This is a genomic window from Sphingobium sp. B11D3A, assembly GCF_025961695.1.
Taxonomy (GTDB): Bacteria; Pseudomonadota; Alphaproteobacteria; order Sphingomonadales; family Sphingomonadaceae; genus Sphingobium.
The window spans coordinates 2,849,847-2,870,853 of record NZ_JAOQOE010000001.1; the positions used below are offsets into that span (position 1 = coordinate 2,849,847).

The following is a 21,007-nucleotide window of genomic DNA, read 5'->3' on the forward strand; positions in this document are numbered from 1 at the left end:
CATGGTCACAGACTCGCATAGATGCGGAGCGGCCGGAGCCACTTCCACTGTTCATAAAATTCGGCGGGCAGATTCTTGAACGGTGCGGCGCGCATCACGGCCTGCACGGCCCGCTCGGCATGGAGATCGGCCTGGGCGCGATTGCTGGCCGTCACGCCCTCCTGCCCGACGACCTCGACCCGGCCATCGATGCGCCCGTCCGGTGTCAGGTGGACACTGAGCAGCGTCACCAGCTTTTCGGCATCGGCGCCCGAGGGTGGGCGCCAGTGCGGCTTGATCTGGCGGGTGATCTCCGCATTGAGCGCACGGGCCGCGACCGGGCTGAGCTTGGCGTTGGAGCCGCTGGTGTTGGGCGTCGCGCGGCTGGAGGCCGTCTCGGCGTCGATGCCCTTGAGGAAATCGTCACCCAGTCGCGAGGCGCGCTGACGCGGCGCCTCCTCACGCGCGGGGCGGGAGGGCGCGGGCTTGGCGGCCGGCGTCTCGCGCGTGCTCGCCCGCTGTTCGCGCGGCTTGGGCGCGGGCGGCGGTGGGGGAGCCGGCTTGGGCGTCGGTGCCTGCGCGCGGGGCGGGGGTGGCGGTGCAACCGGTTCGGGCTGTGCCGGCGGCGTGGGCGCCGCGGCGGCGGGCGGCGGCGGCGCAGCATCGGGCTCGACCTCGCCGATTTCCGGCGCGGTGGCGGTTTGCGGCACGTCCGGCGCATGCTCGCGGGTGAGGCTTTCGAGCGCGACAGCATCCGCAAAGGTCACGTCGATCGTCGACGGCGGTTTCAAATCGGCGCTCTTCTGGAACAGGCCGAGCGACAGCGCGCCGAGCAGAAGCACATGGCCCGCCGTGGAAATTCCCAGTCCTAGACGCTCGCGCTGGTCCATTCCCCGCCCTTATTCGCCCGTCACTGAACGCACGGTGGACGGATCCGATCCGCCCATGCCGATCCCGGTGGTGACGAGCGCCACCCGGTCCAGCCCGGCGCGATTGAGCTCGCCCATCACGCGCATGACGCGGCCATAATCGAGCGCGGCGTCGGCGCGCAGGAACACCTGTTCGTCCGGGCCCAGGCCAGCGCGCAAGGCATTGAGCCGGTCCGGCAGGGCATCGTCGCTCACCGGATCGTCATTGATGAAGACCGCGCCCTCCGGATCGACCGAGACGATGGCGGGCTTCTTGTCCTGATCCAGCGCGCTCGCGCGGCTCTCCGGCAGGCGCACGGGCACACCGGTCACCAGCAATGGGGCGGTCACCATGAAGATGATGAGCAGCACCAGCATCACGTCGACCAGCGGCGTGACGTTGATGTCCGCCATGGGCGCGCGTCGCCCGCCCCGCCGGTTGGAAGGCAGGTTCATGCCCATCAGGATTCAAGCTCGCGGCTGAAGGTGGTGTAGAGCCCGTCCGAGAAGCGCTGAACTCGCGTCTCCAGCCGGTTCACTCCGTGGCTGAGGCGATTGTAGCCGATCACCGCCGGAATGGCTGCGAACAGGCCGATGGCGGTCGCGAACAAGGCCTCGGCAATGCCCGGCGCCACGACCGCGAGGCTGGTGTTCTGCTCGCCGGCAATGGCGATGAACGCGCGCATGATGCCCCACACCGTGCCGAACAGGCCGACGAACGGCGCCACCGAGCCGACAGTGGCAAGAATGTTCAGCCGGTCCGAAATCTTGTCGATGGTGCCGGCAAGAGCAGAACCCATGGCCGTGGCGAGCCGATCGCGCGTGCCATCCGGGTTCATGCCGCGCTGGGCGGTGGAGCGGCGCCATTCGGCGATGCCGGCATTGAGCACCTGCGCGCTCGGCAGGTCTTCGCGGCCGCGCTCCTTGGCGAAGGCGTCCATGTCCTTGGCCTGCCAGAAGGCGCGCTCGAACTCGTCGCATCCCTTGCGCATCCGCCGGAGCCTTCCGGCGAAGCTGAAAATGATGCCCCAGGTCCAGACGCTGGCCAGCAGCAGGCCGACCATCACCGCCTTCACGACGAGATCCGCCTGGAGGAACATGTCCACCGGCGACAAAGTGAGCGCGTTGTCCGGCGCTGCGGCAGCAAGCATGAGGGTGAGAGTCATGGGCGGGGGTGTTTCTCCGGTCAGGAAGGAATCGGCGCGAGCCGGCTGAAGCGATCGATCCAGTCAGCCGGCTGACGGCGCGGGCGACCGGTGCTGTCGAGGAAGGCCACGGTGACGCTGCCTCGGGTCAGTTCCGTGTCCTCGCGCCAGACCGACTGGGTTATAACGCAGCGCGCCGCGCCGAGTTGCGTCAGCTGGCTGCGCACGGTGAGATCATCGTCCAGACGGGCCGGCGCGCGGTAGCGCAGCGCGATGTCCGTCACCGCATACACGCCCTCGCCGGCTTCCTGCGCCGCGCGCTGATCGATGCCGAGCTGGCGCAGCATATCCGAGCGGGCGCGCTCCATATAGCGCAGATAATTGGCGTGGTAGACGACGCCGGAAAGGTCTGTGTCCTCGAAATAGACGCGCACGGGGAAGCGATGTTCTCCGTTCTCAAACTGTCCCGAAGCGGGATGAAGGGCGCTTTGCGAAGGCATGGGCGACCAGTCCTAACCGACGCGACTCGCGGCGGGAAGCCTTTTCAAGCGTCAGAACGCAGCAGATCTTCGTTCTATCGCATGGGACCGGGGAGGATCGCTTGCCGCTCGTCGCCTCAGTCGAACAAACCGTCCTGGCTGCCCTCTGGCGGATTGAGGCCGAGATGCTTCCAGCCCGGCGCATTCAGGATGCGGCCACGGGCGGTTCGCGCGATGATCCCCAGCTGGAGCAGATAGGGCTCGATGACATCCTCGATGGTGTCGCGCGGTTCGGAGAGGCCAGCGGCCAGCGTCTCGGCACCGACCGGGCCGCCTTTATATATGTCGGCGATCATCCGCAGGTAGCGGCGATCCATCAGGTCGAGGCCGAGCTGGTCGACCTCCAGCCGGGTCAGTGCGGCATCGGCGGCGGCGGCATCGACGACATCATGGCCGGCGGCGTGAGCGAAATCACGGACCCGCCGTAGCAGCCGTCCGGCAATGCGCGGCGTACCACGGGCGCGGCGGGCGATTTCGCTCGCGCCATCGGGGGCGATCGGCAGGTCGAGCAGCCGCGCGGCGCGGGTGATGACATGCTCCAGCTCATCGACGGTATAGAAGTTGAGCCGCACGGGGATGCCGAACCGGTCGCGCAGCGGCGTGGCCAGCATGCCCTGCCGCGTCGTCGCGCCGACCAGCGTGAAAGAGGGCAGATCGATCCGCACCGAGCGGGCAGAGGGGCCTTCCCCGATCATGATGTCGAGCGCGCGGTCCTCCATCGCCGGGTAGAGAATTTCCTCCACCGCCGGATTGAGCCGGTGAATCTCGTCGATAAACAGCACGTCGCCTTCATCGAGATTGGTAAGCAGCGCGGCGAGATCGCCCGCCTTGGCGATGACCGGACCGGACGTGGCACGGAACCCCACGCCCATCTCACGCGCGACGATCTGCGCCAGCGTCGTCTTGCCCAGGCCCGGCGGGCCGAAGAACAGCACATGATCGAGCGCTTCGCCGCGTGCGCGGGCGGCATTGATGAAGATCCGCAGATTCTCGCGCGCGCCCTTCTGCCCGACGAAATCGTCCAGCGTCTTGGGGCGCAGCGCGGCATCCATATCTTCAGGCGTGCGGCCGGCGGTGAGGAGGGGGGAGCTTGCCATCAGCCCGGCACCCTAGCGCGCGTTGGCCGGCCCGTCACTTGGCAGCCTTTCGCAGCGCGAGGCGGACCAGAGCATCCAGTGAGGCGCTGTCGCCCAGCTCGTCCAGCGCGGCGCTGACGGCGATGCTCGCTTCGCCCGGCTTGAAGCCCAGCGAGGCGAGGGCGGAGAGCGCATCGGCCTGCACGCCCGTCGCGGCCGGGATCGCCGCGCCGCTCGCATCCAGCCCGATAGAGAAGGACCCGGTGGCGATGGCGCCCACCTTGTCTTTCAGTTCGCGCACGATCCGTTCGGCGAGCTTGGGGCCGACGCCATTGGCGCGGGCGACCATCGCCTTGTCCTGCGCGGCAATGGCGCGGTGCAGGTCGCTCGGCTCCAGCGCGGAGAGAATGGCCAGCGCCACGCGGGCGCCAACACCTTGCACGCCGGTGAGGAGGCGGAACCAGTCGCGCTCCGCCTCGCTCGCGAAGCCGACCAGCCGGATGAACTCCTCGCCCACCAGCATCTCGGTATGCACGGTGACGGCTCCGCCCACGCTGCCCAGCGCGGACAGGCTGCGCGAGGACATGCCGACGAGATAGCCCACGCCACCGACATCGATGACGGCACTATCCAGTCCGGTGGAGACGAGCAGGCCTTTCAAATGCGCGATCATGAGGCGGGTGTAGCGATGTTCCCGCTTCGTTTCCACCGTTTCTGAATGAGGCGCGCGTGGCTATTCATTCCCTTGCAGGTAGCCGCGCGGCCCGCCTAAGAGAGCAGCGCAGCGCGGCGTCCTTTTCCGTCCCGCTGATTGACAAATAAGCCCGCTTTGCCTATCCGCGCGCCTTCGGACAGACGGCCGCTCCTCCCGGATCGGGGCGAGGCGGCCATTTTTGTCGAGTCTGCAGAACCTGATTCGATTTTGAGGAATGAACGATGAAGCGCACCTTTCAGCCGAGCAACCTTGTTCGCAAGCGCCGCCACGGTTTCCGCCTGCGCATGGCGACGGCAGCCGGCCGCAAGCTGCTGAACGCGCGCCGCGCCCGCGGCCGCAAGAAGCTGACCGCCTGATCGAGCCCGGCGCGGACGGCGCGCTGCGGCGCGTCGTGGGTCGCATGACCCGCCGCGCCGACTATCTGGCCGCCAATCGCGGCCAGCGCGCACCCATGCCAGGCTTCGTACTGCTGGTGCGCGATCGGGGCGATGGCGATCCTACGGCCCGCCTCGGCATTACCGTCACCAAGAAAATCGGCGGCGCTGTCATCCGGAACCGGATGAAGCGCCGTTTTCGTGCGCTTGCGCGCGAGATCCTGCCTGCGCACGCCATTGCCGGCGCCGATCATGTGCTGATCGGCCGCGAGGGCGGGGTCGAGCGCGATTATGCCTTGCTGGCCGCCGAGCTTGAGAAAGCGCTGCGGCGCGTCGCCAGCGGCAAGGGTGCCCCGCCGCGCGAAGGTGGACGGGGTCGGGGTGGTCGCGGCTCCAGTGGGAGCAAGAGGGTGACGCCCCCGGCGCCTCACAATGACCCTGCGCCGCGCAATGAGCCGCCCGCATGATGTCGATGAGGGATTGTCGCTCTGGCCCCGCACCATCCGTGCTCCTGCGAAGGCAGGAGCCCAGGGCGGCAAGGGCAGTCGGTTGGGCCTTGGGCTCCTGCCTTCGCAGGAGCACGGTGGTCGAGTCTGGAAGACCATGGCGTCGCCGCATACTCGACCACTCCGCCCCATGATCGCGCGCCTTCTCATCCTCGTGGCGCGCTGCTGGCAGATCGGACCGAGCCGGATTCTGCCGCCCTCCTGCCGCTATTCGCCGAGCTGCTCCCAATATGCCATCGAGGCCCTGCGGAAATATGGGGCGATAAGGGGTGGCTGGCTGGCGTTGAAGCGGCTATTGCGCTGCCACCCATGGGGCGGCTGCGGCCATGATCCGGTGCCCTGACGCCGAATCCCCTGACATGAGCTGACAAAGAGACGGAAGCCAAAGAGACGTGGACGACAAGCGCAACATCCTTCTCGCCGTGGTGCTGACCATTGCTATTCTCTTTGGCTGGCCGGTCATCAGCAATTATTTCTTCCCGCCATCGGCCCAGCCGATCGAGCGAGCCGAGCAGCAGGCGAAGCAGCAGGGCGCAGCGCCCAATGTGCGCGGCGGGCCGCTGGCCGAAGGCGCGCAGGCGATTCGCCCGATCGAGGCCGTGCTGGGCGAAAGCCAGCGCGTCGCCATCGAGACGCCCAAGCTGCGCGGCTCCATCAATCTGCGCGGCGCGCGCATCGACGATGTCGTGCTGCCGACGCATCGCCAGACGGTGGATGAAAAATCGCCGCCGGTCCGCCTGCTCGCGCCGAGCGGCACGGCCGATGCCTATTTCGCGAGCTTCGGCTGGAGCGGCGAAGGCGTGCGCGTGCCGGATGCCAACACAGTGTGGACGGCGGACGGCACCAAGCTGACCCCGCAGACTCCGGTGACGCTGCGCTGGAGCAATGGCGCGGGGCAGACCTTCCTCATCCGCCTGTCGATCGACGAGGATTATCTGCTCACCGTCGCGCAGACGGTTGAGAATGCGGGCGGCAATGCCATCGCCGTCCGCAACTATGGCCTGCTCTCGCGCCTTGGTCATGGCAAGGACAAGTCGACCTGGACGATCCACACCGGCCCCGTAGGTGTGTTCAACGGATCGGCCAATTACGACATCGGTTTCCAGAATCTTGATGGCGAGGCGCCAGGATTCTTCGCCCAGATTTTTGGGACCAAGACGGTTGCTGGGGTTAATGCATTCAGCACCACTGGAGGATGGATCGGGTTTACAGACCTGTACTGGCACGCTGCCCTGATTCCAGCGCAATCGCTTCCTGTGGATGCGCGCTTCCTATGCAGCGAACGTAATCAGGCAGAGTGCGCCAAAGAAAAGAATCGCTATCAGGCCGACCTGACCTACGCGCCCGCCGTCGTCCAGCCCGGCACCTCGCTCAGCACGACGAGCCGGCTGTTCGTGGGCGCCAAGGAAACCCCGGTGCTTGACCGCTATATGGACCAGCAGGGCATCGCACTGTTCGACCGCGCGATCGACTGGGGCTGGTTCCGCTGGTTCGAGAAGCCGATCTTCTATCTGCTCGACTGGCTGTTCCGCCACATCGGCAATTTCGGCGTGGCGATCATCTGCCTCACCTTCATCGTGCGTGGCCTGATGTTCCCGGTCGCCCAGCGGCAGTTCGCCAGCATGGCGGCGATGCGCGCCATCCAGCCGAAGATGAAGGCGCTGCAGGAGCGCTACAAGAACGACAAGCCCAAGATGCAGCAGGAGATCATGGCGCTGTACAAGACGGAGAAGGTCAATCCGCTCGCGGGCTGTCTGCCGATCTTCCTGCAGATCCCCATCTTCTTCGCGCTCTACAAGGTGCTGATGCTGACGGTGGATATGCGCCACCAGCCCTTCTACCTGTGGATCAAGGATCTGTCCGCGCCCGATCCGGCGCACATCCTCAACCTGTTCGGCCTGCTGCCGTTCACGCCGCCCTCGTTCCTCGGCATCGGCGTGCTGGCGGTGATCCTCGGCATCACCATGTGGCTGCAGTTCAAGCTGAACCCGGCGCCGATGGACGATGTGCAGAAGCAGATCTTCTCGCTGATGCCCTGGATGATGATGTTCATCATGGCGCCGTTCGCGGCCGGCCTGCTGATCTACTGGTGCACATCCAACATCCTCACCATCGCGCAGCAATGGTGGCTGTATCGCCAGCATCCCGTGCTGGGGCAGCCGGCAGCGGATACGGCGAAGGGTTGAGGCGAGGGGAAGATCGAGCAGCGGGACCCCGGGTCAAGCCCGGGGTGACGGTGGGGAGCAAGCGCCCTATCCCACTTGCGCTTCCAGGGATGATCTCATTCCAACTTCGTCACCCCGGGCTTGACCCGGGGTCCCGCTGATCTTCGGGATCGACCGCACCCCGCTTTCCCGCTCCTTGCCCTTTCAGGTGACGGGCGCCGCGTCTGGCGCTAGGGGGATGGCATGAACCAGACCGACACAGATCAAGCCCAGAGCGATCAGGACACCGCCGCCCGCATCGAGGAGGCCCGCCGGATCTTTTCCGGGCCGATCAGCTTCCTCAAATCCGCGCCGGGGCTGAACTTCCTGCCGCCAGCGGATGTGCCGGAGGTCGCCTTTGCCGGGCGTTCCAATGTCGGCAAGTCCTCGCTCATCAATGCGCTGACCAACCGCAATGGCCTTGCGCGCACATCCAACACGCCGGGGCGCACGCAGGAGCTCAATTTCTTCGACGTGGGCGAGCCGCTGCGCTTCCGTCTCGTGGATATGCCCGGCTATGGCTATGCCAAGGCGCCCAAGGATGTGGTGAAGCAGTGGCGCTTCCTCGTGAACGATTTCCTGCGCGGGCGTGCCGTCCTCAAGCGCGCGCTGGTGCTGGTCGATGCCCGCCACGGCCTCAAGGATGTCGACCGCACGCTGCTCGACATGCTGGATGAAGCAGCGGTGAGCTACCGTATGGTGCTGACCAAGGCCGACAAGGTGAAGGCGACCGACCTCGCTGTCGTCACCGAGCAAACCGCGGCAGAAGTACGCAAGCGCCCGGCGGCCCATCCGCAGATCATCCCGACATCGAGCGAGAAGGGCATGGGCCTGCCGGAGTTGCGCGCGGCGGTGATTGAGGCACTCGACTGAGGGCTGGCGGCGGGGGCTGGGCGCGGCATCTCAGGGATGCCGTTCGCGCTATTGGCCCCCTCCTGCCGCAACATGGCTTATGTCGGGCGTCTCCATCGCGCCGAGCGCCTTCGAGCATTGCAGGCGATAGTGCAGGCAGCTCTCAGCCCAATACCAGCCTATCGCCCTGCAAATCCAAAAGACCTGGCCGCTGACGGTCAAAGCCGAGAATCCCCCGTTTCACCTCTGGCAGCCGCTTCAAATGTCGTCGCTTATATCGTCCGCGTCGAGACTCGGGGGGGCGGGTCAGACATTTCGAGCCGTCAGATCACTTGGAAAACTCTCGCTTGCGGTCGACGGGCGTAACCGGACCGCGCCGCCATTTTTGGACCAGGGCATCGGCACGCGTCTCATAATAATCGGCCGGGCCGCCCCCGCGCGACACCGGCACGGCATGGGTGGTCTGATAGATGCCGTCGAGGATGCAGTCCTGATTGATGTGCACATGCACGACCTGGCCGAACACCACCCGGAAGTCGCTGGGGACGCCATCCAGATCCTTAAGGTGGATGATCTCGGTCACCTTGCATTCGAACTGGGCGGGACTCGCCGCCACGCGGGGCGGCGCGACATCGATCGAGGCGATCTTCTCGATCCCCGCCATCTCGAACTCGTCGACCTCGGGCCCCACCTCGTCCCCGGTCAGGATCATCACGTCGGTGACATCGCGGCCAACCAAGTTCCAAACGAATTCACCGGTTTCTCGCGCATTGCGGACGCTGTCTTTCTCCCCACCCGAGGAGAAGCCGATGATCAGCGGGCGGTAGCTGGCGATGTTGAACAGGCTGAACGGAGCGAGATTCGCGACCCCCTCGGCGCTGACCGTGCTGATCCAGCCGATCGGGCGGGGCGCGACGATCGCGTTGGCCGGCTGGTGCTTGAGACGATGGCCCTCGGCCGGGCGATAGGAGTGAAATTCTCTCATGATGGCGCAGGTCCCTTGGCAAGCTTCACTATGCCGGAATTATTTCCGGTTTCTGACTCGCTAGGCCTATAAGGCGTGTCTGCGCTTCCGTCTAAGATATTTTCGCGGGGTGTGATTGGAGGCCGCATTCACGACATTTCGCCCGCCACGCGGTTTTGCGAGGCGGGCCGATAGCGGCAACGATGCAGGACGGCCCTAAGCCAACCGGTCTAATCGCGCTGCATCGCCCGACCCATGCGGGCGAAGGCGGCGTTCATTTTCTCGGCCAGCGCTTCCTCTACGCCGGTGTCGATCAGCGCCTGCGCCATCGCTTGCGTCCATTGCCGGGTTTCCACATCGCCAAAGCCGATCTGGCGATGCGCGGACATGATGCAGGCGCCGGGCTTTTGCGTGAACCAGTCGCGTGGGCCGCCGAGCCAGGCGGTGAGGAACCCGGTCAGCGATTCCCGCATCGGCGCGAGATCGGGCTCGTGAATCGCCCGCAATTCGGCAAAGCGCGGGTCCTGCTCCATGAGATCATAGAAGCGCTCGACCAGCGCGCGCACGGCCGGCGTGCCGCCGATCTCGTCATAGGGCAGCGGCGCGGGGTCGGGTGGGGATGCTTCGGCGGTGGTCGATTGGGTCATTCGGCGTGGCTCATGGCGCAGGGCTCCTCATCATGAGGCTTGCATGTCAGGGCCGGCGCCGCGTCGCCTTGCGCTGGATCAAGCCGCGGAGGGATCGCCTGGTGCGCAACCTGGTGCGCAACCTGGTGCCCAGCCGGGGGACGCGAGCGTGAAACCGGCAAAGTCGAAACCCGGGGTGACGATGCACGAGACAAGCGCCCAGCCTCGGCCGGCCGCGGCGGCCTGCCAGTGGTGCGGGGCGATGACATGCTGCGGGATCTCGCCCGCCAGCACATCGCCGCCGAGGCGTAGGGCTGTCACCGGGCCTTCGTCGCCCGGCGCGGTGGAGAGGCTGAGCGCGTGGCCAGCGTGCCAGAGCCAGGTCTCGCTCGCATCCACCTTGTGCCAATGGGAGCGCTGCCCGGCCTCGAGCAGGAAATAGATCGCCGTCGCCCCGGCGCGTTCGCCGGGCATGGCCTCAGCCCGCCAGGTCTCGCGATACCATCCGCCTTCCGGATGCGGCTGGAGAGCGAGGCGGTCGATAAGGGCGCGGGCGGTGGGATCGGTCATGAAATCATTATGAGACACCATTATATTACTGGGCAAGAAATCTCGATTGCCCGCATTCCAGATTGGCGATAACGCCGTGTTGAAACAGGAGTTTAGGGGGGATCATGAGGGGGTATCGTGCTTTTGCGCGCCGTTGTCTGGCGCTCGGAATTCTTGCAGCATTACCGGCCGAGCCGGTGCTGGCGCAGGGGACGGTCCTGGTGCCGGTCGGCGGCGACAATCCGCCTCCCGTCCCGCAGTCGCCGCCTGTCGACCCCGATGACAGGCCGGAAGACATCGCCAAGGACGCTGCTCGCGACCTTAAGGACACGCGCTTCTACAACAAGCCCGGCGCAACCCGGGCGGACTATGACCGGGACTGGCAGGAATGCCGCCTGATCGCACGCGGATCGCGTACACCTGCGGGGACCGTCCCGTATTATTATAACCCCGCAGTCATTTCTCCACTTGCTGCGGGTATTGGGGGCGGGCTTGGCGGACTGATCGGCGGCATGATCGTGCAAGGCGAGCAGCGGCGGGCCAATCGGCGCCAGTGCCTGCTCATTCGCGGCTGGCGGTTGGTGGAGGTGCCCAAGTCGCAGCAAGAGAGCCTGCTCGCAATGGGCGATGCACAGCGTGACGCCTATTTTGGCGGGATCGTGGGTGCGCAGACGGTTGAAGGCGAGGTGACCACGCGCACGAGCTTTACGCAGGTCGAAGATCCGGCACTAACCCTGGACGCGCCGACTGCCGGGCCTGGCAGCCTGTTCGCGGGCAAAAAGATCGATCCAGGGGCGGCTATTGCGCTGGGAGAGAATGAGGGGCTGGTCGTCCTGGCATTTCGCCGTCCGATGGTCGCGAGCGCAGGACGCTCAGCCAGCGTCAGTCTCGCCCGCTACGATGTAGAAAAGCAGGATCTGGTCTACCAGCCGCGCGACTGGAAGAAAACGGGCGATGGCACCACCTATCGCCTCAATATCGCCAGCGCGGACAAGAAGCAGAACTATGAGGTCCAACTTATCCGAGTCACTGCCGGCGATTATGCGCTGGACAGCATGGTGGCTGGCCCTGCGGTTGCCACCAGCAGCAATTGCTTTGGTGCTCCCCGTCTACATGTGGCGCCGGGCTCGGTTGTCTATGCGGGCGATTTCGTGCCTGTCATGGGCGCAAGCCTTTCGACTGGCCAGAAGGTGCAGAGCGCCATATTCTGGACAAGCAACATCGAGCAGGCGCGAACGGTGATCTCCGCGCGCCACGCCGATCTTGCGGCTCGCATGGCTGCGGCGCAGTGGCACAATCAGGCCACCTACGCCTGTTCTGCGGTGACGATGGACCGCTATGATCTGCCAGAGCGCGCCCTCGCGTCCTTTCCCGACTCGTTCGGCCCGACTGCGGCGTCCGAATCTGTCGAGCCCGTGGGTGCTCCCGAGATACCTGCGGTACCGCCCTCTGCCGAAATGGCTTCTGTCGCAGCGTCACAGTAGAAGGGGTGTCGTCCCGCTTGACCGCGCGGTCCCGCGCCAGGAAGGGTGGGGCGCGACCATGACGTCCCTCTATCGCCTCGATGCCAGTGCCGCGCAGATCGGCGCGGCGCTCCATGCGGATGCCGGTGAGGACCCGTGGCCGGGAGGCTATATGACGCCGGGGCGCTATGGGCCGGTGATCGTGCATGGGCGCGATGGCGTGCGCCGGCTGGTGCCGCGGCTATGGGGCGTGCCGCCGCCGCCGGCCGCGGCTCTGACGGGCGGCGCGCCGGTCGCGCATGTGCGCAATGTCGAGAGTCCGTTCTGGGTCGGCACGCTGCGGCATACGGAGTTCCGCTGCCTGGTGCCGGTTACCAGCTTTCAGCTCTGGTCGCAGGCGCCTAATCCACGCACCGGCAAGCGCGTCGCGCATCGTTTCTCGCTGCCGGATGCGGCGATCTTCGCGTTCGCGGGCATCTGGCGGGACAGCGAGGTGGCGAGTTTTGCGCTGCTGACCTGCGAGCCGAACCGGCTGGTCGCCTCGGTCAACCCGCGCACCATGCCGGTGATCCTCCACGCTGAAGATCATGGCCGCTGGCTGCGCGCGGACTGGAAAGAGGCGCAGCGGCTGGTTGCGCCTTATCCCTCGCAGGCGATGACGATGGATGAGGCGGGGCCGCGCTAGACAGTCCCCTTCGTCATTCCCGCGAACGCGGGAATCCAGAAGCCAGCGGAACTGCCCATGCGCCCCTGGATTCCCGCGTTCGCGGGAATGACGAGAGAGGAGGTCGGGACGCTCGCCAATGCCGCCCTTCGGCTACTTCGTTTGTGTTGCGTACAAATAGGGTGCAACCTACACTATGCGCCACCGGCGACGAGTCCGTGCTTGCGCCGCAGAGACAAGAGGAGAGGCCCATGGCCAGGATCATCGGCGGTTTCGCCGTTTCGCACACGCCGACCATCGCGTTCGCCAAGGATGCGAACAAGCAGACCGATCCCGTCTGGGCGCCGATCTTCGAGGGATTCGAGCCGGTCAAGCAATGGCTGGCGGACGAGAAGCCCGATGTGATCCTGTATGTCTACAACGACCACATGACCTCCTTCTTCACCCATTACTCGCATTTCGCGCTGGGCATTGGCGAGGCGTATGAGCCGGCGGACGAAGGCGGCGGCAAGCGCGATCTGCCCGCGATCAAGGGCGATCCGGACCTTGCCAAGCACATCGCCGAGTGCATGGTCGCTGACGAGTTCGATCTGGCCTATTGGCAGGGCATGGGGCTGGACCATGGCGCCTTCTCGCCGCTTTCGGTCCTGCTGCCTCACGAGAATGGCTGGCCCTGCCGCCTTGTGCCGCTGCAGTGCGGCGTGCTTCAGCATCCGATCCCCAAGGCGCGCCGCTTCTGGAAGTTCGGCCGCTCGCTGCGCCGCGCGATCCAGAGCTATCCCAGGGACATCAAGGTCGCGATCGCGGGCACGGGCGGGCTTTCCCATCAGGTCCATGGCGAGCGCTGCGGGTTCAACAACACCGCCTGGGACATGGAGTTCATGGAGAAGCTCACCAACGATCCCGAATCACTGCTCGACGCGACGGTGACCGATCTCGCCAAGCTCGGCGGCTGGGAAGGCGCCGAGGTGGTGATGTGGCTGCTGATGCGCGGCGCGCTCTCCGAACAGGTCGAGAAGCTGCACCAGAGCTACTTCCTCCCGTCAATGACGGCCATCGCGACGATGCTGTTCAAGGATTTGGGCGATCCGGTGCCGCCGGCCGAGACCGATGAGCAACTGCGTGCCCGCGCGTCCCGCGAGCTGGCGGGCGTCGAGGCGATCGAAGGGACCTATCCTTTCACCATTGACCGCGCGGTCAAGGGCTTCCGCATCAACCACTTCCTCCACCGCCTGATCGAGCCGGAGTTCCGCAAGCGGTTTGTCGAGGATCAGGAAGGGCTGTTTGCCGAGTCGGATTTGAGCGAGGAAGAGAAGGAGCTGATCCGCAGCCGCAACTGGATCGGCATGATCCATTACGGCGTCATCTTCTTCATGCTGGAGAAAATGGCCGCGGTGCTCGGCATCGGCAATATCGACGTTTATGCCGCCTTCAAGGGCCTGAGCGTTCCCGATTTCCAGAAGACCCGCAATGCCGCAATCACCTATTCGGTGGCCGGCAAACAATAAGGGGCGCGCCGCGGATGCTTTGTGAGAGGGCGGCGGACCTTGGTTTGCCGCCCTTTCTCACGGGGTATCTGACAGCCTGCCGCATTTGCGCCACACCATATCGACCTTCGCCCGGACGGCGACAAAGTAGATTGCAAACTAACAGAATCTGATGAATAGATAGCTCCCTAACAACGATAATTTGTCTGGGAGACTTTGCAATGAAGAGATCTGCGCGCGTGCTGCGTCAGCACGCCTGTTTCGCGGCCCTCGCCACCGTCCTCGCTTTCCCTGCTTTCGCGCAGGACAGCGCCCCCCAAAGCGATAGAGCAGATGCAAGCGACGAGGCCATCGTGGTCACCGGATCGCGCATCGCCTCCGGTTTCGACCGGCCGACCCCCGTGGCGGTTCTGGGCGCTGAGCGACTGGAAACACGCGGCATCACCAATCTCGGCGATGCGCTGAACGAACTGCCTGCCTTCCGCGCGACCAACTCACCGGCCTCGACCGGTCTGGGCGCGGCGGGCGGCTATGTCGGCGGTCGCATCCTCGATCTTCGTGGTCTGGGCGCGGTGCGCACGCTGACCCTCGTCGACGGCAAGCGCTTCGTGCCGTCCACCACGCAGGCGACAGTCGACACCAACATGATCCCCTCGATCATGCTCCAGCGTGCCGAGGTCGTCACGGGCGGCGCGTCCGCCGTCTATGGTTCGGACGCCGTGTCCGGCGTCGTCAACCTGCTCATCGACAAGGCGTTCACGGGCTACAAGGCCAATGCCCAAGTCGGCTTTTCGCAATATGGCGACAATTTCACCACCCAGTTCGGCGCGGCCGGCGGTTGGCAGATCGGCGAGACGCTGCATCTGCTCGTGGGCGGCGAATATGAAAAGGCGGAGGGTGTGGAAAGCTGCCCCTCGCGCGACTGGTGCGCCAATGGCTTCATCAACATCAGCCGCAATCCCGGCGTGACGAGCCTGCCCGCCAACAACATCCTGGCGGGCGTCTACCCCTGGACGGCGCCCTATAACGGTATCACCACGCCGCCGAGCTCCGCTTATGCCGGCCGCCTCGTCCCGGCTCTCCGCGCGATCGACGGCATCGGCTTCCGCGCCGACGGCACGCCGTTCCGCACCACGCAGGGCACGCTGGCCAACAACCTCTATCAGCTTGGCGGCACCAATGATGGGCCGGGCGAGAACATCTATTTCGATTTCCCGATCGTCTCGCCGACCAAGCGCTATAACGCCATGGCGTTCGCCACGTGGGAAGCCACGCCGGCCCTGACGATGGAGTTCGGCTTCAACTACGGTCATGGCGAAGGGCGCCACCGCGCGGTGCCGTATCGCAATACGGCCATCACCATCCAGCGCGACAACCCGTTCATTCCGACCTCCGGCAATCCCGCGCTGGACCTGCGCACCATCATGGATGCTAATGGCCTCACCAGCTTCACGCTGGGCAAGGGCTTCAAGGATATTGGCCCGGGCCAGCTGGTCGTGAAGAACGATGTCTATCGCGCCGTCGCGTCCGCCAAATATGAGATTTCGCCCAACTGGTCGGCGGACATCTATTATCAGTTCGGCCGCAACGAGTTCCGCAGCGACATCACGGGTGGCACGATCACCTCGCGCATTCTCAAGGCGCTCGACGCGGTGGCCGGGCCCGGCGGGGCGCCGGTGTGCCGGGTGAATGCCGATGCCAGCACAACCAATAACGACCCTGCCTGCGTGGCCCTCAATCCCTTCGGCTCCGGCCAAGGCGCCACCTTCGCGGCGGCCAAGGCCTATGTCACGGCCGATGCCTTCCAGACCAACATCACCACCCAGCATGTCGTCGCTGCCAACGTCACCGGCTCGCTGTTCGATCTGCCCGCCGGGCCGCTCGGCGTCGCCGTGGGCGCGGAATATCGCAGCGACAGCGTCAGCGGCGATGCCGATGCCAATTCCAAGGCGCTGGCCTTCTTCACCGGCAACGGATCGGTCATCTCGGGCAAGATTCAGGTGGTCGAGGCTTATGGTGAGGCCGAAGTGCCGATCCTGCGCGACACGGCGTTCTTCCGCGAACTGAGCCTGAACGGCGCCGTCCGCCGGACCCACTACAAGCGGTCCAGCGACTTCTTCCCGAGCAGCACGGTCAATGTGACCACATGGAAGGTGGGCGGCGTCTGGGCGCCCGTCGATGCGGTCCGCTTCCGCGTCACCAAGTCCCGCGACATCCGCGCGCCCAACGTCTCGGAACTGTTCGGCCCGATCACGAGTGCGTCCGGCATTCTCAACGATCCGGCGCGTGGCGGTCAGCAGACGGTCGTGCCGATCACGCTGGGCTCCAACCCCAATCTGCGGCCGGAAAAGGCGGACACGTTCACCGCTGGCATCGTCTTGCAGCCAAGCGGTGGGATGCTCGGGCGGTTCCGGGCGTCGGTCGATTATTATGACATCAAGATCAAGGATGCGATCAGCACGCTCGGCCAGCAGAACATCGTGACGCGCTGCTCGCAGGGCGATACGCTGAGCTGCTCGCTGGTCACGCGCGATGGTGGTGCGGCCAATGGCGTCATCACCAATGTTCGCGACGTGGTTCAGAACGTCAACCAGCTCAACGCGCGCGGCATCGACATGGAGCTGAACTATCGCCAGCCGGTCGGCGCGGCCAGCGCAGTCAACCTGTCCGTCATGGCCAGCCATGTCATCGATCTGGTGACCGTGGACGCCGTGGGGCCGGTCGAACGGGCCGGCCAGACGGGTCTGCGCGGCGGTACGCCTCCGGGCATCCCCGACTGGACGGTTGACGCGACCGTGGGCCTCGACCTGGGTGAGCTGTTCTCGCTCTCCACCCATGTTCGCTGGATCAACAAGGGCTTCTACAACGCGGCGTTCATCGGCGCCGAGCAGCCCGGCTATGTGATCACGGCCTCCAGCAGTTCCAGCACCAACGCCATGCCATCGCGCACCTATGTCGACATGATGGGCACGGTGAAGGTGCCGGTCGGCGGCGATAACAAGTTGAGCGTCTATTTCGGCGTGGACAATGTGTTCAATGTCGATCCGCCGAACTTCCCCGGTGCGAACGGCAGCGGTAACAACGTGCTCTTCAACCCGGTTGGGCGCATGTACAAGGCCGGCATCCGCACGTCCTTCTGATCCCCCTGCCGTGCCGGGCGCGTTTCGTCCGGCACGGCACCCTTTGGCGCACAGGCCGGCCGACGGATCGCTCTTGACGGAGCGGGTGCAGGTGCGGGAGGTCTGCTGGAACGGCACGTAAGGGAGAATGATGGTCGACAAGGCTCCGTCCGCACAGGGTTCCACCAGCGAAGAGGACGCGGCGACATCGCGCAGCCTTCCGCGATTTGGCGGTTTTCCCATTGAGGATGCCACGCGACATCTCTCCAATTTCTACGCCGGGGCCAAGCACGACGAGCGGACCGTCACCTTTTTCCGGACCACGCGCGCGCTGGTCGTCGCGGCACGGCGCTGGCGCAAGCTTGCCAATGACAAGGTCCGCAGTGTTGGGCAAAGCATGGCGCGGTGGGAGACGATGTATCTGCTCGCCTGCGCCCGCGACGACCTCTCCCAGCGCGAACTGGCCCAACTGATCGGCGTCGAAGGGCCGACCATGGCCCATATGCTCAACACGCTGGAACGCGACGGCCTGATCGAACGCGCGCAGAGCCAGGTCGACCGCCGGGTCGTCCACAACCGGATCACCGAAAAAGGGCTGGCCGCCACGCGAGACATCATGGCGATCACCAATGATTTGCGCGCGGACATCCTGCGGGACATTCCACCTGAGAAGCTGGCCATTGCGCTGGAGGTCCTGGAACAGGTCCACGCCCGGCTGGACGATTACTGCTGAGGCGCGGTCATGCGGCTGGTTACGGCCGTCCCGTTGTGGCCTCTTCCTTCAGCGAGAACAGCACCGGCCATTCCCAGGCGCCCCGGCAGACCGGCATGGAGCGGGCTTCCGTCAGCCGAAAGCGGGTGCCATCCCAGCGGTAGGTCTCCGCCGTGCCGCAGTCGCCAAGGCCCCGGCCCTTGGCGAAGCTGGAGAGTTCACCACGTGAAGGATTCCAGCGGGCATTCATGATCAGCGGCGGGGCGCTGGCATCGCCGGTGAAGCCGGGCAGATGATCGAACGGGGCGAAGGCAATCGTCCGGTTGCCGGGCTCGCCGCTCGCGATCAGCGGGACGGCGCTCACATTATATGCGCCCGCATCGCAGGGCAGCAGCAGCAGGACATGCCCCGCATCGAGCGTATGGAGATCGGGCTGGCGACTGCTCTCCAGCCCACTCTCGCACTGCGCCAGGCGCTGGGCGGTGGCTTGCTCTTGCGGCGTGAGCGCAGGCGTCGCGGTTTCGGCGAGGAGCGGGATCGTCTTGGGCAGCACGGGGTCGGCCGGCAGGGCGCGCGCCATGTCGGCCGGGCCATCACCGATGGCGGCCAGCGCGCCGCGGCTGCCGATGCGGCCCTGCTGCTCATCCATATAGCGCAGTGCCGCTGCGACGCCTTGCAGCGACGGGGCGCCGATGACCGTCCGGTTGCGATCGTACAGCTCGAACACGTAGCTGGAGCCCATGGACCGCACGACCTCCAGCGCGGTCTGGCCATCAAGCGCAATCGTGTCGCCATCGACCTTCTGCCGCATGCGGCGCGTGCCATCGATCATGAAATCGACCCGATCGCGCAGCCGGTCGGCCAGCAGCACGCGCAGGCTGGTGGCGCCTGCGGGGCCGCCATCGCGGTGAATGAGGACCAGCAGCCGGTTGGGCGTATCCACCCCTTCCGGATTCAGCGATACCGCACTGCAGGACAGGCGATTGTCGCACCCCACGGCCCAGTTGTCGAAAACACGCAGACGACCAAGCACCGGTTCTGCCACAACGGGCGCGGTCGAGAGGACAGACCCCGACGTCTGCTCGCCGCGCGGCGGGGCAGCGGGCGCGACCGTTGCCAGGCCCGTGAGAGCCAGCGCGCCCATGCGCAGAAGCCGTGAAATCCTTGTCATTCCGCCAGTCATAATGCAGTTGAAGCCAATGGTGTAGCGCCAAGCTGCATGTGTTGCGACAGCCCGTGGTCAGCAAGCCGGGCCAAGTGGATCGAAAGGACACAGATATGCGCAGAATCGCTGTGATCGGCGCCGGCCAGATGGGCGCGGGCATTGCGCAGGTGAGCGCTCAGGCCGGCATGGATGTGCTGCTGCGCGATATCGATCTCGCGCGTGCGGAAAAGGGCAAGTCCGGCATCGAGAAGCGACTCGCGCGCGCCGTGGAGAATGGCAAGCTGGAGCAGGCGGATGCGCAGGCGGCGCTGGCACGGATCACACCCGTGGTGGCGCTCGATGATGTCGCCGGGTGCGATCTGGTAATCGAGGCCGCGACCGAGCGGGAGGACATCAAGCGCGCAATCTTCGCGGAGGTGGGCGCGGTTCTGGCGCCGGATGCGATCCTCGCGACCAACACCTCGTCCATTCCGATCACGCGGCTCGCGCAGGCGGCGCCCGATCCGGCGCGGTTCATTGGCGTGCATTTCTTCAATCCTGTGCCGGTGATGGCGCTGGTGGAGGTCATTCGCGGCCTCGCTACCTCGCCACAGACGGTGCAGGCGGTGGAGGCCTATGCACAGGCGCTGGGCAAGGAGGTCGTCCATGCGTTCGACGCGCCGGGGTTCATCGTCAACCGCATCCTGCTGCCGATGCTGAACGAGGCGATCTTCGCGCTCGGCGAGGGCGTGGCCAGCGTGAGGGATATCGATAACGCGATCAAACTGGGCCTCAACCACCCCATGGGTCCACTGACTTTGGCCGATTTCGTGGGCCTCGATACCTGTCTGGAGATCTGCAAGGTGCTGCAGGACACCACGGGCGATCCCAAATTCCGGCCCGCGCCGCTGCTCGTCAAGTATGTCGAAGCCGGCTGGCTGGGGCGCAAGACGGGCAGGGGCTTCTACGATTATGCCGGCGACGAGCCCGTGCCGACGCGGTGAAAGGCCTTTCGGGGCGCGCGCTGGCCGCACAGCAAGGAGCCCCGTGTCCGCAGACACGAGGCTCCCGCTCCCACATCGTAAAGGCTGTGCTTAGCTGAAGCTGATCGCCATGTTGGGGCGGCGTGCGCGCAGCGTGCGGCCGATCGCAGCGAAACCGATGATCATCATTGCCCAGGTGGCCGGCTCCGGCACGGCGGGCTTGACGGTGTAGAACAGCAGGTCCTGCTTGCTGCTGTTGGTCGCGACCCAGAAATCCAGATTGCTGTTAATCGTGCCCTTGTTGGCAAGGTAGGAATTGGCGGTGTTGATCAGCGTGGACTCGCCTTGGCTCGCCCATTCGAGCTCGAAGTAACCGGCGCCCACGTTCTTCGAGTTGCTCGTTTCGTAACGAGTCTCCCAGAGCGCCAGTTGCAGGGCAGCGGACTGAGTCTTGTCGCCACCGGCGTAGTTGCTGACCAGCGAGGCGACATCATTGTAGAGCGCGCCACCGAGATAGTTGCTCAGCGACACGACATTGAACGTGCCGGTGCTCGAGTTCTGGGTGACTTCGAGGCAGTAAGCTAGGAAGTTGACCGCCTTGCCGTCCCATGTGCCGGAGATATTCTGGGGCGAGAACGAGCCGTCGTATGAGGTGCTGCTCCAGCCCGAACCAATGCTCACCTCGCCGCTCGGGCTGCTATACTGCGTCGAGAGGCTGTTGATGACGAAGGTGCTCGCGTTCGCGGCAGTTGCGGAGGCGATAGCGGCTGCACCGGCAGCGAGAGCGATAAGCGTTTTCTTCACGGCGATGTTCCCTTCAAAAGTCCTGAAGCCGGTGTGAAGGAATACATCTCGATACAAAATGGCATTAACTACGATTGGACGCTCGTTAACTTCGATTATCGCGAAATAATCAGGGAATTCTGAGGGGAAATTTTAAGAGATTTAGTTAATGCCCCAAATGGGGTCATTAACTACGATGAGCGTTTATAAGACGC

General features: G+C 65.3%; 22 protein-coding genes. 11 read left to right on the forward strand and 11 right to left on the reverse strand.

The window, feature by feature from the left end; translation table 11 throughout:
- Positions 1-5 precede the first annotated feature (5 nt).
- From M2332_RS13285 to ruvA, 6 genes are all read right to left on the reverse strand, one after another.
- Positions 6-869, reverse strand: a complete 864-nt coding sequence (locus M2332_RS13285; protein WP_181558684.1) for a TonB C-terminal domain-containing protein — start codon at positions 867-869, stop codon at positions 6-8.
- Positions 870-878: 9 nt separating this feature from the next.
- Positions 879-1,349 (reverse strand): ExbD/TolR family protein, encoded by a 471-nt coding sequence (locus tag M2332_RS13290; RefSeq protein ID WP_181558685.1) that lies wholly within the window; start codon positions 1,347-1,349, stop codon positions 879-881.
- Positions 1,349-2,053 carry a protein TolQ gene (tolQ, locus tag M2332_RS13295; RefSeq protein ID WP_264574424.1) on the reverse strand — a complete coding sequence of 235 codons (705 nt, stop codon included), beginning with the start codon at positions 2,051-2,053 and terminating at the stop codon, positions 1,349-1,351. Before tolQ ends, M2332_RS13290 begins: the two co-directional genes overlap by 1 nt.
- Positions 2,054-2,073: 20 nt before the next feature.
- Complete coding sequence (gene ybgC / locus M2332_RS13300) at positions 2,074-2,532, reverse strand: tol-pal system-associated acyl-CoA thioesterase (protein WP_264574425.1); 459 nt, start codon at positions 2,530-2,532, stop codon at positions 2,074-2,076.
- Between the two features lie 116 nt (positions 2,533-2,648).
- Positions 2,649-3,668 carry a Holliday junction branch migration DNA helicase RuvB gene (gene ruvB, locus M2332_RS13305; protein WP_264572002.1) on the reverse strand — a complete coding sequence of 340 codons (1,020 nt, stop codon included), beginning with the start codon at positions 3,666-3,668 and terminating at the stop codon, positions 2,649-2,651.
- Between the two features lie 34 nt (positions 3,669-3,702).
- Positions 3,703-4,320: a Holliday junction branch migration protein RuvA gene (ruvA, locus tag M2332_RS13310; protein ID WP_264574970.1), complete on the reverse strand. Its 618-nt coding sequence runs from the start codon at positions 4,318-4,320 to the stop codon at positions 3,703-3,705.
- Positions 4,321-4,583: 263 nt separating this feature from the next.
- Here ruvA and rpmH point away from each other — a divergent pair, with 263 nt between their 5' ends.
- The 5 genes from rpmH (at position 4,584) to yihA (ending at position 8,319) form a co-directional block, all read left to right on the forward strand.
- Positions 4,584-4,718: a 50S ribosomal protein L34 gene (rpmH, locus tag M2332_RS13315; protein ID WP_014074358.1), complete on the forward strand. Its 135-nt coding sequence runs from the start codon at positions 4,584-4,586 to the stop codon at positions 4,716-4,718.
- 44 nt (positions 4,719-4,762) lie between these two features.
- Positions 4,763-5,203, forward strand: coding sequence for a ribonuclease P protein component (rnpA, locus tag M2332_RS13320; RefSeq protein ID WP_264574971.1), 441 nt, complete (start codon positions 4,763-4,765; stop codon positions 5,201-5,203).
- Positions 5,204-5,372: 169 nt separating this feature from the next.
- Positions 5,373-5,585: a membrane protein insertion efficiency factor YidD gene (gene yidD / locus M2332_RS13325; protein ID WP_264574426.1), complete on the forward strand. Its 213-nt coding sequence runs from the start codon at positions 5,373-5,375 to the stop codon at positions 5,583-5,585.
- A gap of 49 nt (positions 5,586-5,634) precedes the next feature.
- On the forward strand, positions 5,635-7,428 hold the full coding sequence (gene yidC, locus M2332_RS13330) for a membrane protein insertase YidC (RefSeq protein ID WP_264574427.1): 1,794 nt from the start codon (positions 5,635-5,637) through the stop codon (positions 7,426-7,428).
- Positions 7,429-7,650: 222 nt separating this feature from the next.
- Entirely contained in the window at positions 7,651-8,319 is a 669-nt protein-coding gene (yihA, locus tag M2332_RS13335) for a ribosome biogenesis GTP-binding protein YihA/YsxC (protein WP_264574428.1), read from the forward strand.
- Positions 8,320-8,626: 307 nt separating this feature from the next.
- Here the strand turns inward: yihA and M2332_RS13340 are convergent, their stop codons facing one another.
- The 3 genes from M2332_RS13340 to M2332_RS13350 all read right to left on the reverse strand — a co-directional run bounded on the left by M2332_RS13340 (position 8,627) and on the right by M2332_RS13350 (position 10,458).
- Complete coding sequence (locus M2332_RS13340) at positions 8,627-9,283, reverse strand: flavin reductase family protein (RefSeq protein ID WP_264574429.1); 657 nt, start codon at positions 9,281-9,283, stop codon at positions 8,627-8,629.
- A 209-nt stretch (positions 9,284-9,492) separates the two neighbouring features.
- Positions 9,493-9,909, reverse strand: coding sequence for a group II truncated hemoglobin (locus tag M2332_RS13345; protein ID WP_264574430.1), 417 nt, complete (start codon positions 9,907-9,909; stop codon positions 9,493-9,495).
- 78 nt (positions 9,910-9,987) lie between these two features.
- Positions 9,988-10,458 (reverse strand): cupin domain-containing protein, encoded by a 471-nt coding sequence (locus tag M2332_RS13350; protein ID WP_264574431.1) that lies wholly within the window; start codon positions 10,456-10,458, stop codon positions 9,988-9,990.
- 104 nt (positions 10,459-10,562) lie between these two features.
- Here M2332_RS13350 and M2332_RS13355 point away from each other — a divergent pair, with 104 nt between their 5' ends.
- The 5 genes from M2332_RS13355 to M2332_RS13375 all read left to right on the forward strand — a co-directional run bounded on the left by M2332_RS13355 (position 10,563) and on the right by M2332_RS13375 (position 17,903).
- On the forward strand, positions 10,563-11,921 hold the full coding sequence (locus M2332_RS13355) for a hypothetical protein (protein ID WP_264574432.1): 1,359 nt from the start codon (positions 10,563-10,565) through the stop codon (positions 11,919-11,921).
- 58 nt (positions 11,922-11,979) lie between these two features.
- Positions 11,980-12,585, forward strand: a complete 606-nt coding sequence (locus M2332_RS13360) for an SOS response-associated peptidase (RefSeq protein WP_264574433.1) — start codon at positions 11,980-11,982, stop codon at positions 12,583-12,585.
- 230 nt (positions 12,586-12,815) lie between these two features.
- Entirely contained in the window at positions 12,816-14,072 is a 1,257-nt protein-coding gene (locus M2332_RS13365; protein WP_264574434.1) for a gallate dioxygenase, read from the forward strand.
- Positions 14,073-14,272: 200 nt separating this feature from the next.
- Positions 14,273-17,191 carry a TonB-dependent receptor domain-containing protein gene (locus M2332_RS13370; RefSeq protein WP_264574435.1) on the forward strand — a complete coding sequence of 973 codons (2,919 nt, stop codon included), beginning with the start codon at positions 14,273-14,275 and terminating at the stop codon, positions 17,189-17,191.
- 130 nt (positions 17,192-17,321) lie between these two features.
- Positions 17,322-17,903 carry a MarR family winged helix-turn-helix transcriptional regulator gene (locus M2332_RS13375; RefSeq protein WP_264574436.1) on the forward strand — a complete coding sequence of 194 codons (582 nt, stop codon included), beginning with the start codon at positions 17,322-17,324 and terminating at the stop codon, positions 17,901-17,903.
- A 19-nt stretch (positions 17,904-17,922) separates the two neighbouring features.
- Here M2332_RS13375 and M2332_RS13380 read toward each other — a convergent pair whose 3' ends face one another.
- Complete coding sequence (locus tag M2332_RS13380) at positions 17,923-19,026, reverse strand: DUF1176 domain-containing protein (protein ID WP_264574437.1); 1,104 nt, start codon at positions 19,024-19,026, stop codon at positions 17,923-17,925.
- 134 nt (positions 19,027-19,160) lie between these two features.
- On the opposite strand from M2332_RS13380, the gene M2332_RS13385 reads away from it, so the two are divergent.
- Positions 19,161-20,030 (forward strand): 3-hydroxybutyryl-CoA dehydrogenase, encoded by an 870-nt coding sequence (locus M2332_RS13385; RefSeq protein WP_264574438.1) that lies wholly within the window; start codon positions 19,161-19,163, stop codon positions 20,028-20,030.
- Between the two features lie 90 nt (positions 20,031-20,120).
- Here M2332_RS13385 and M2332_RS13390 read toward each other — a convergent pair whose 3' ends face one another.
- Positions 20,121-20,813: a PEPxxWA-CTERM sorting domain-containing protein gene (locus tag M2332_RS13390; RefSeq protein ID WP_264574439.1), complete on the reverse strand. Its 693-nt coding sequence runs from the start codon at positions 20,811-20,813 to the stop codon at positions 20,121-20,123.
- Positions 20,814-21,007: the final 194 nt, after the last annotated feature.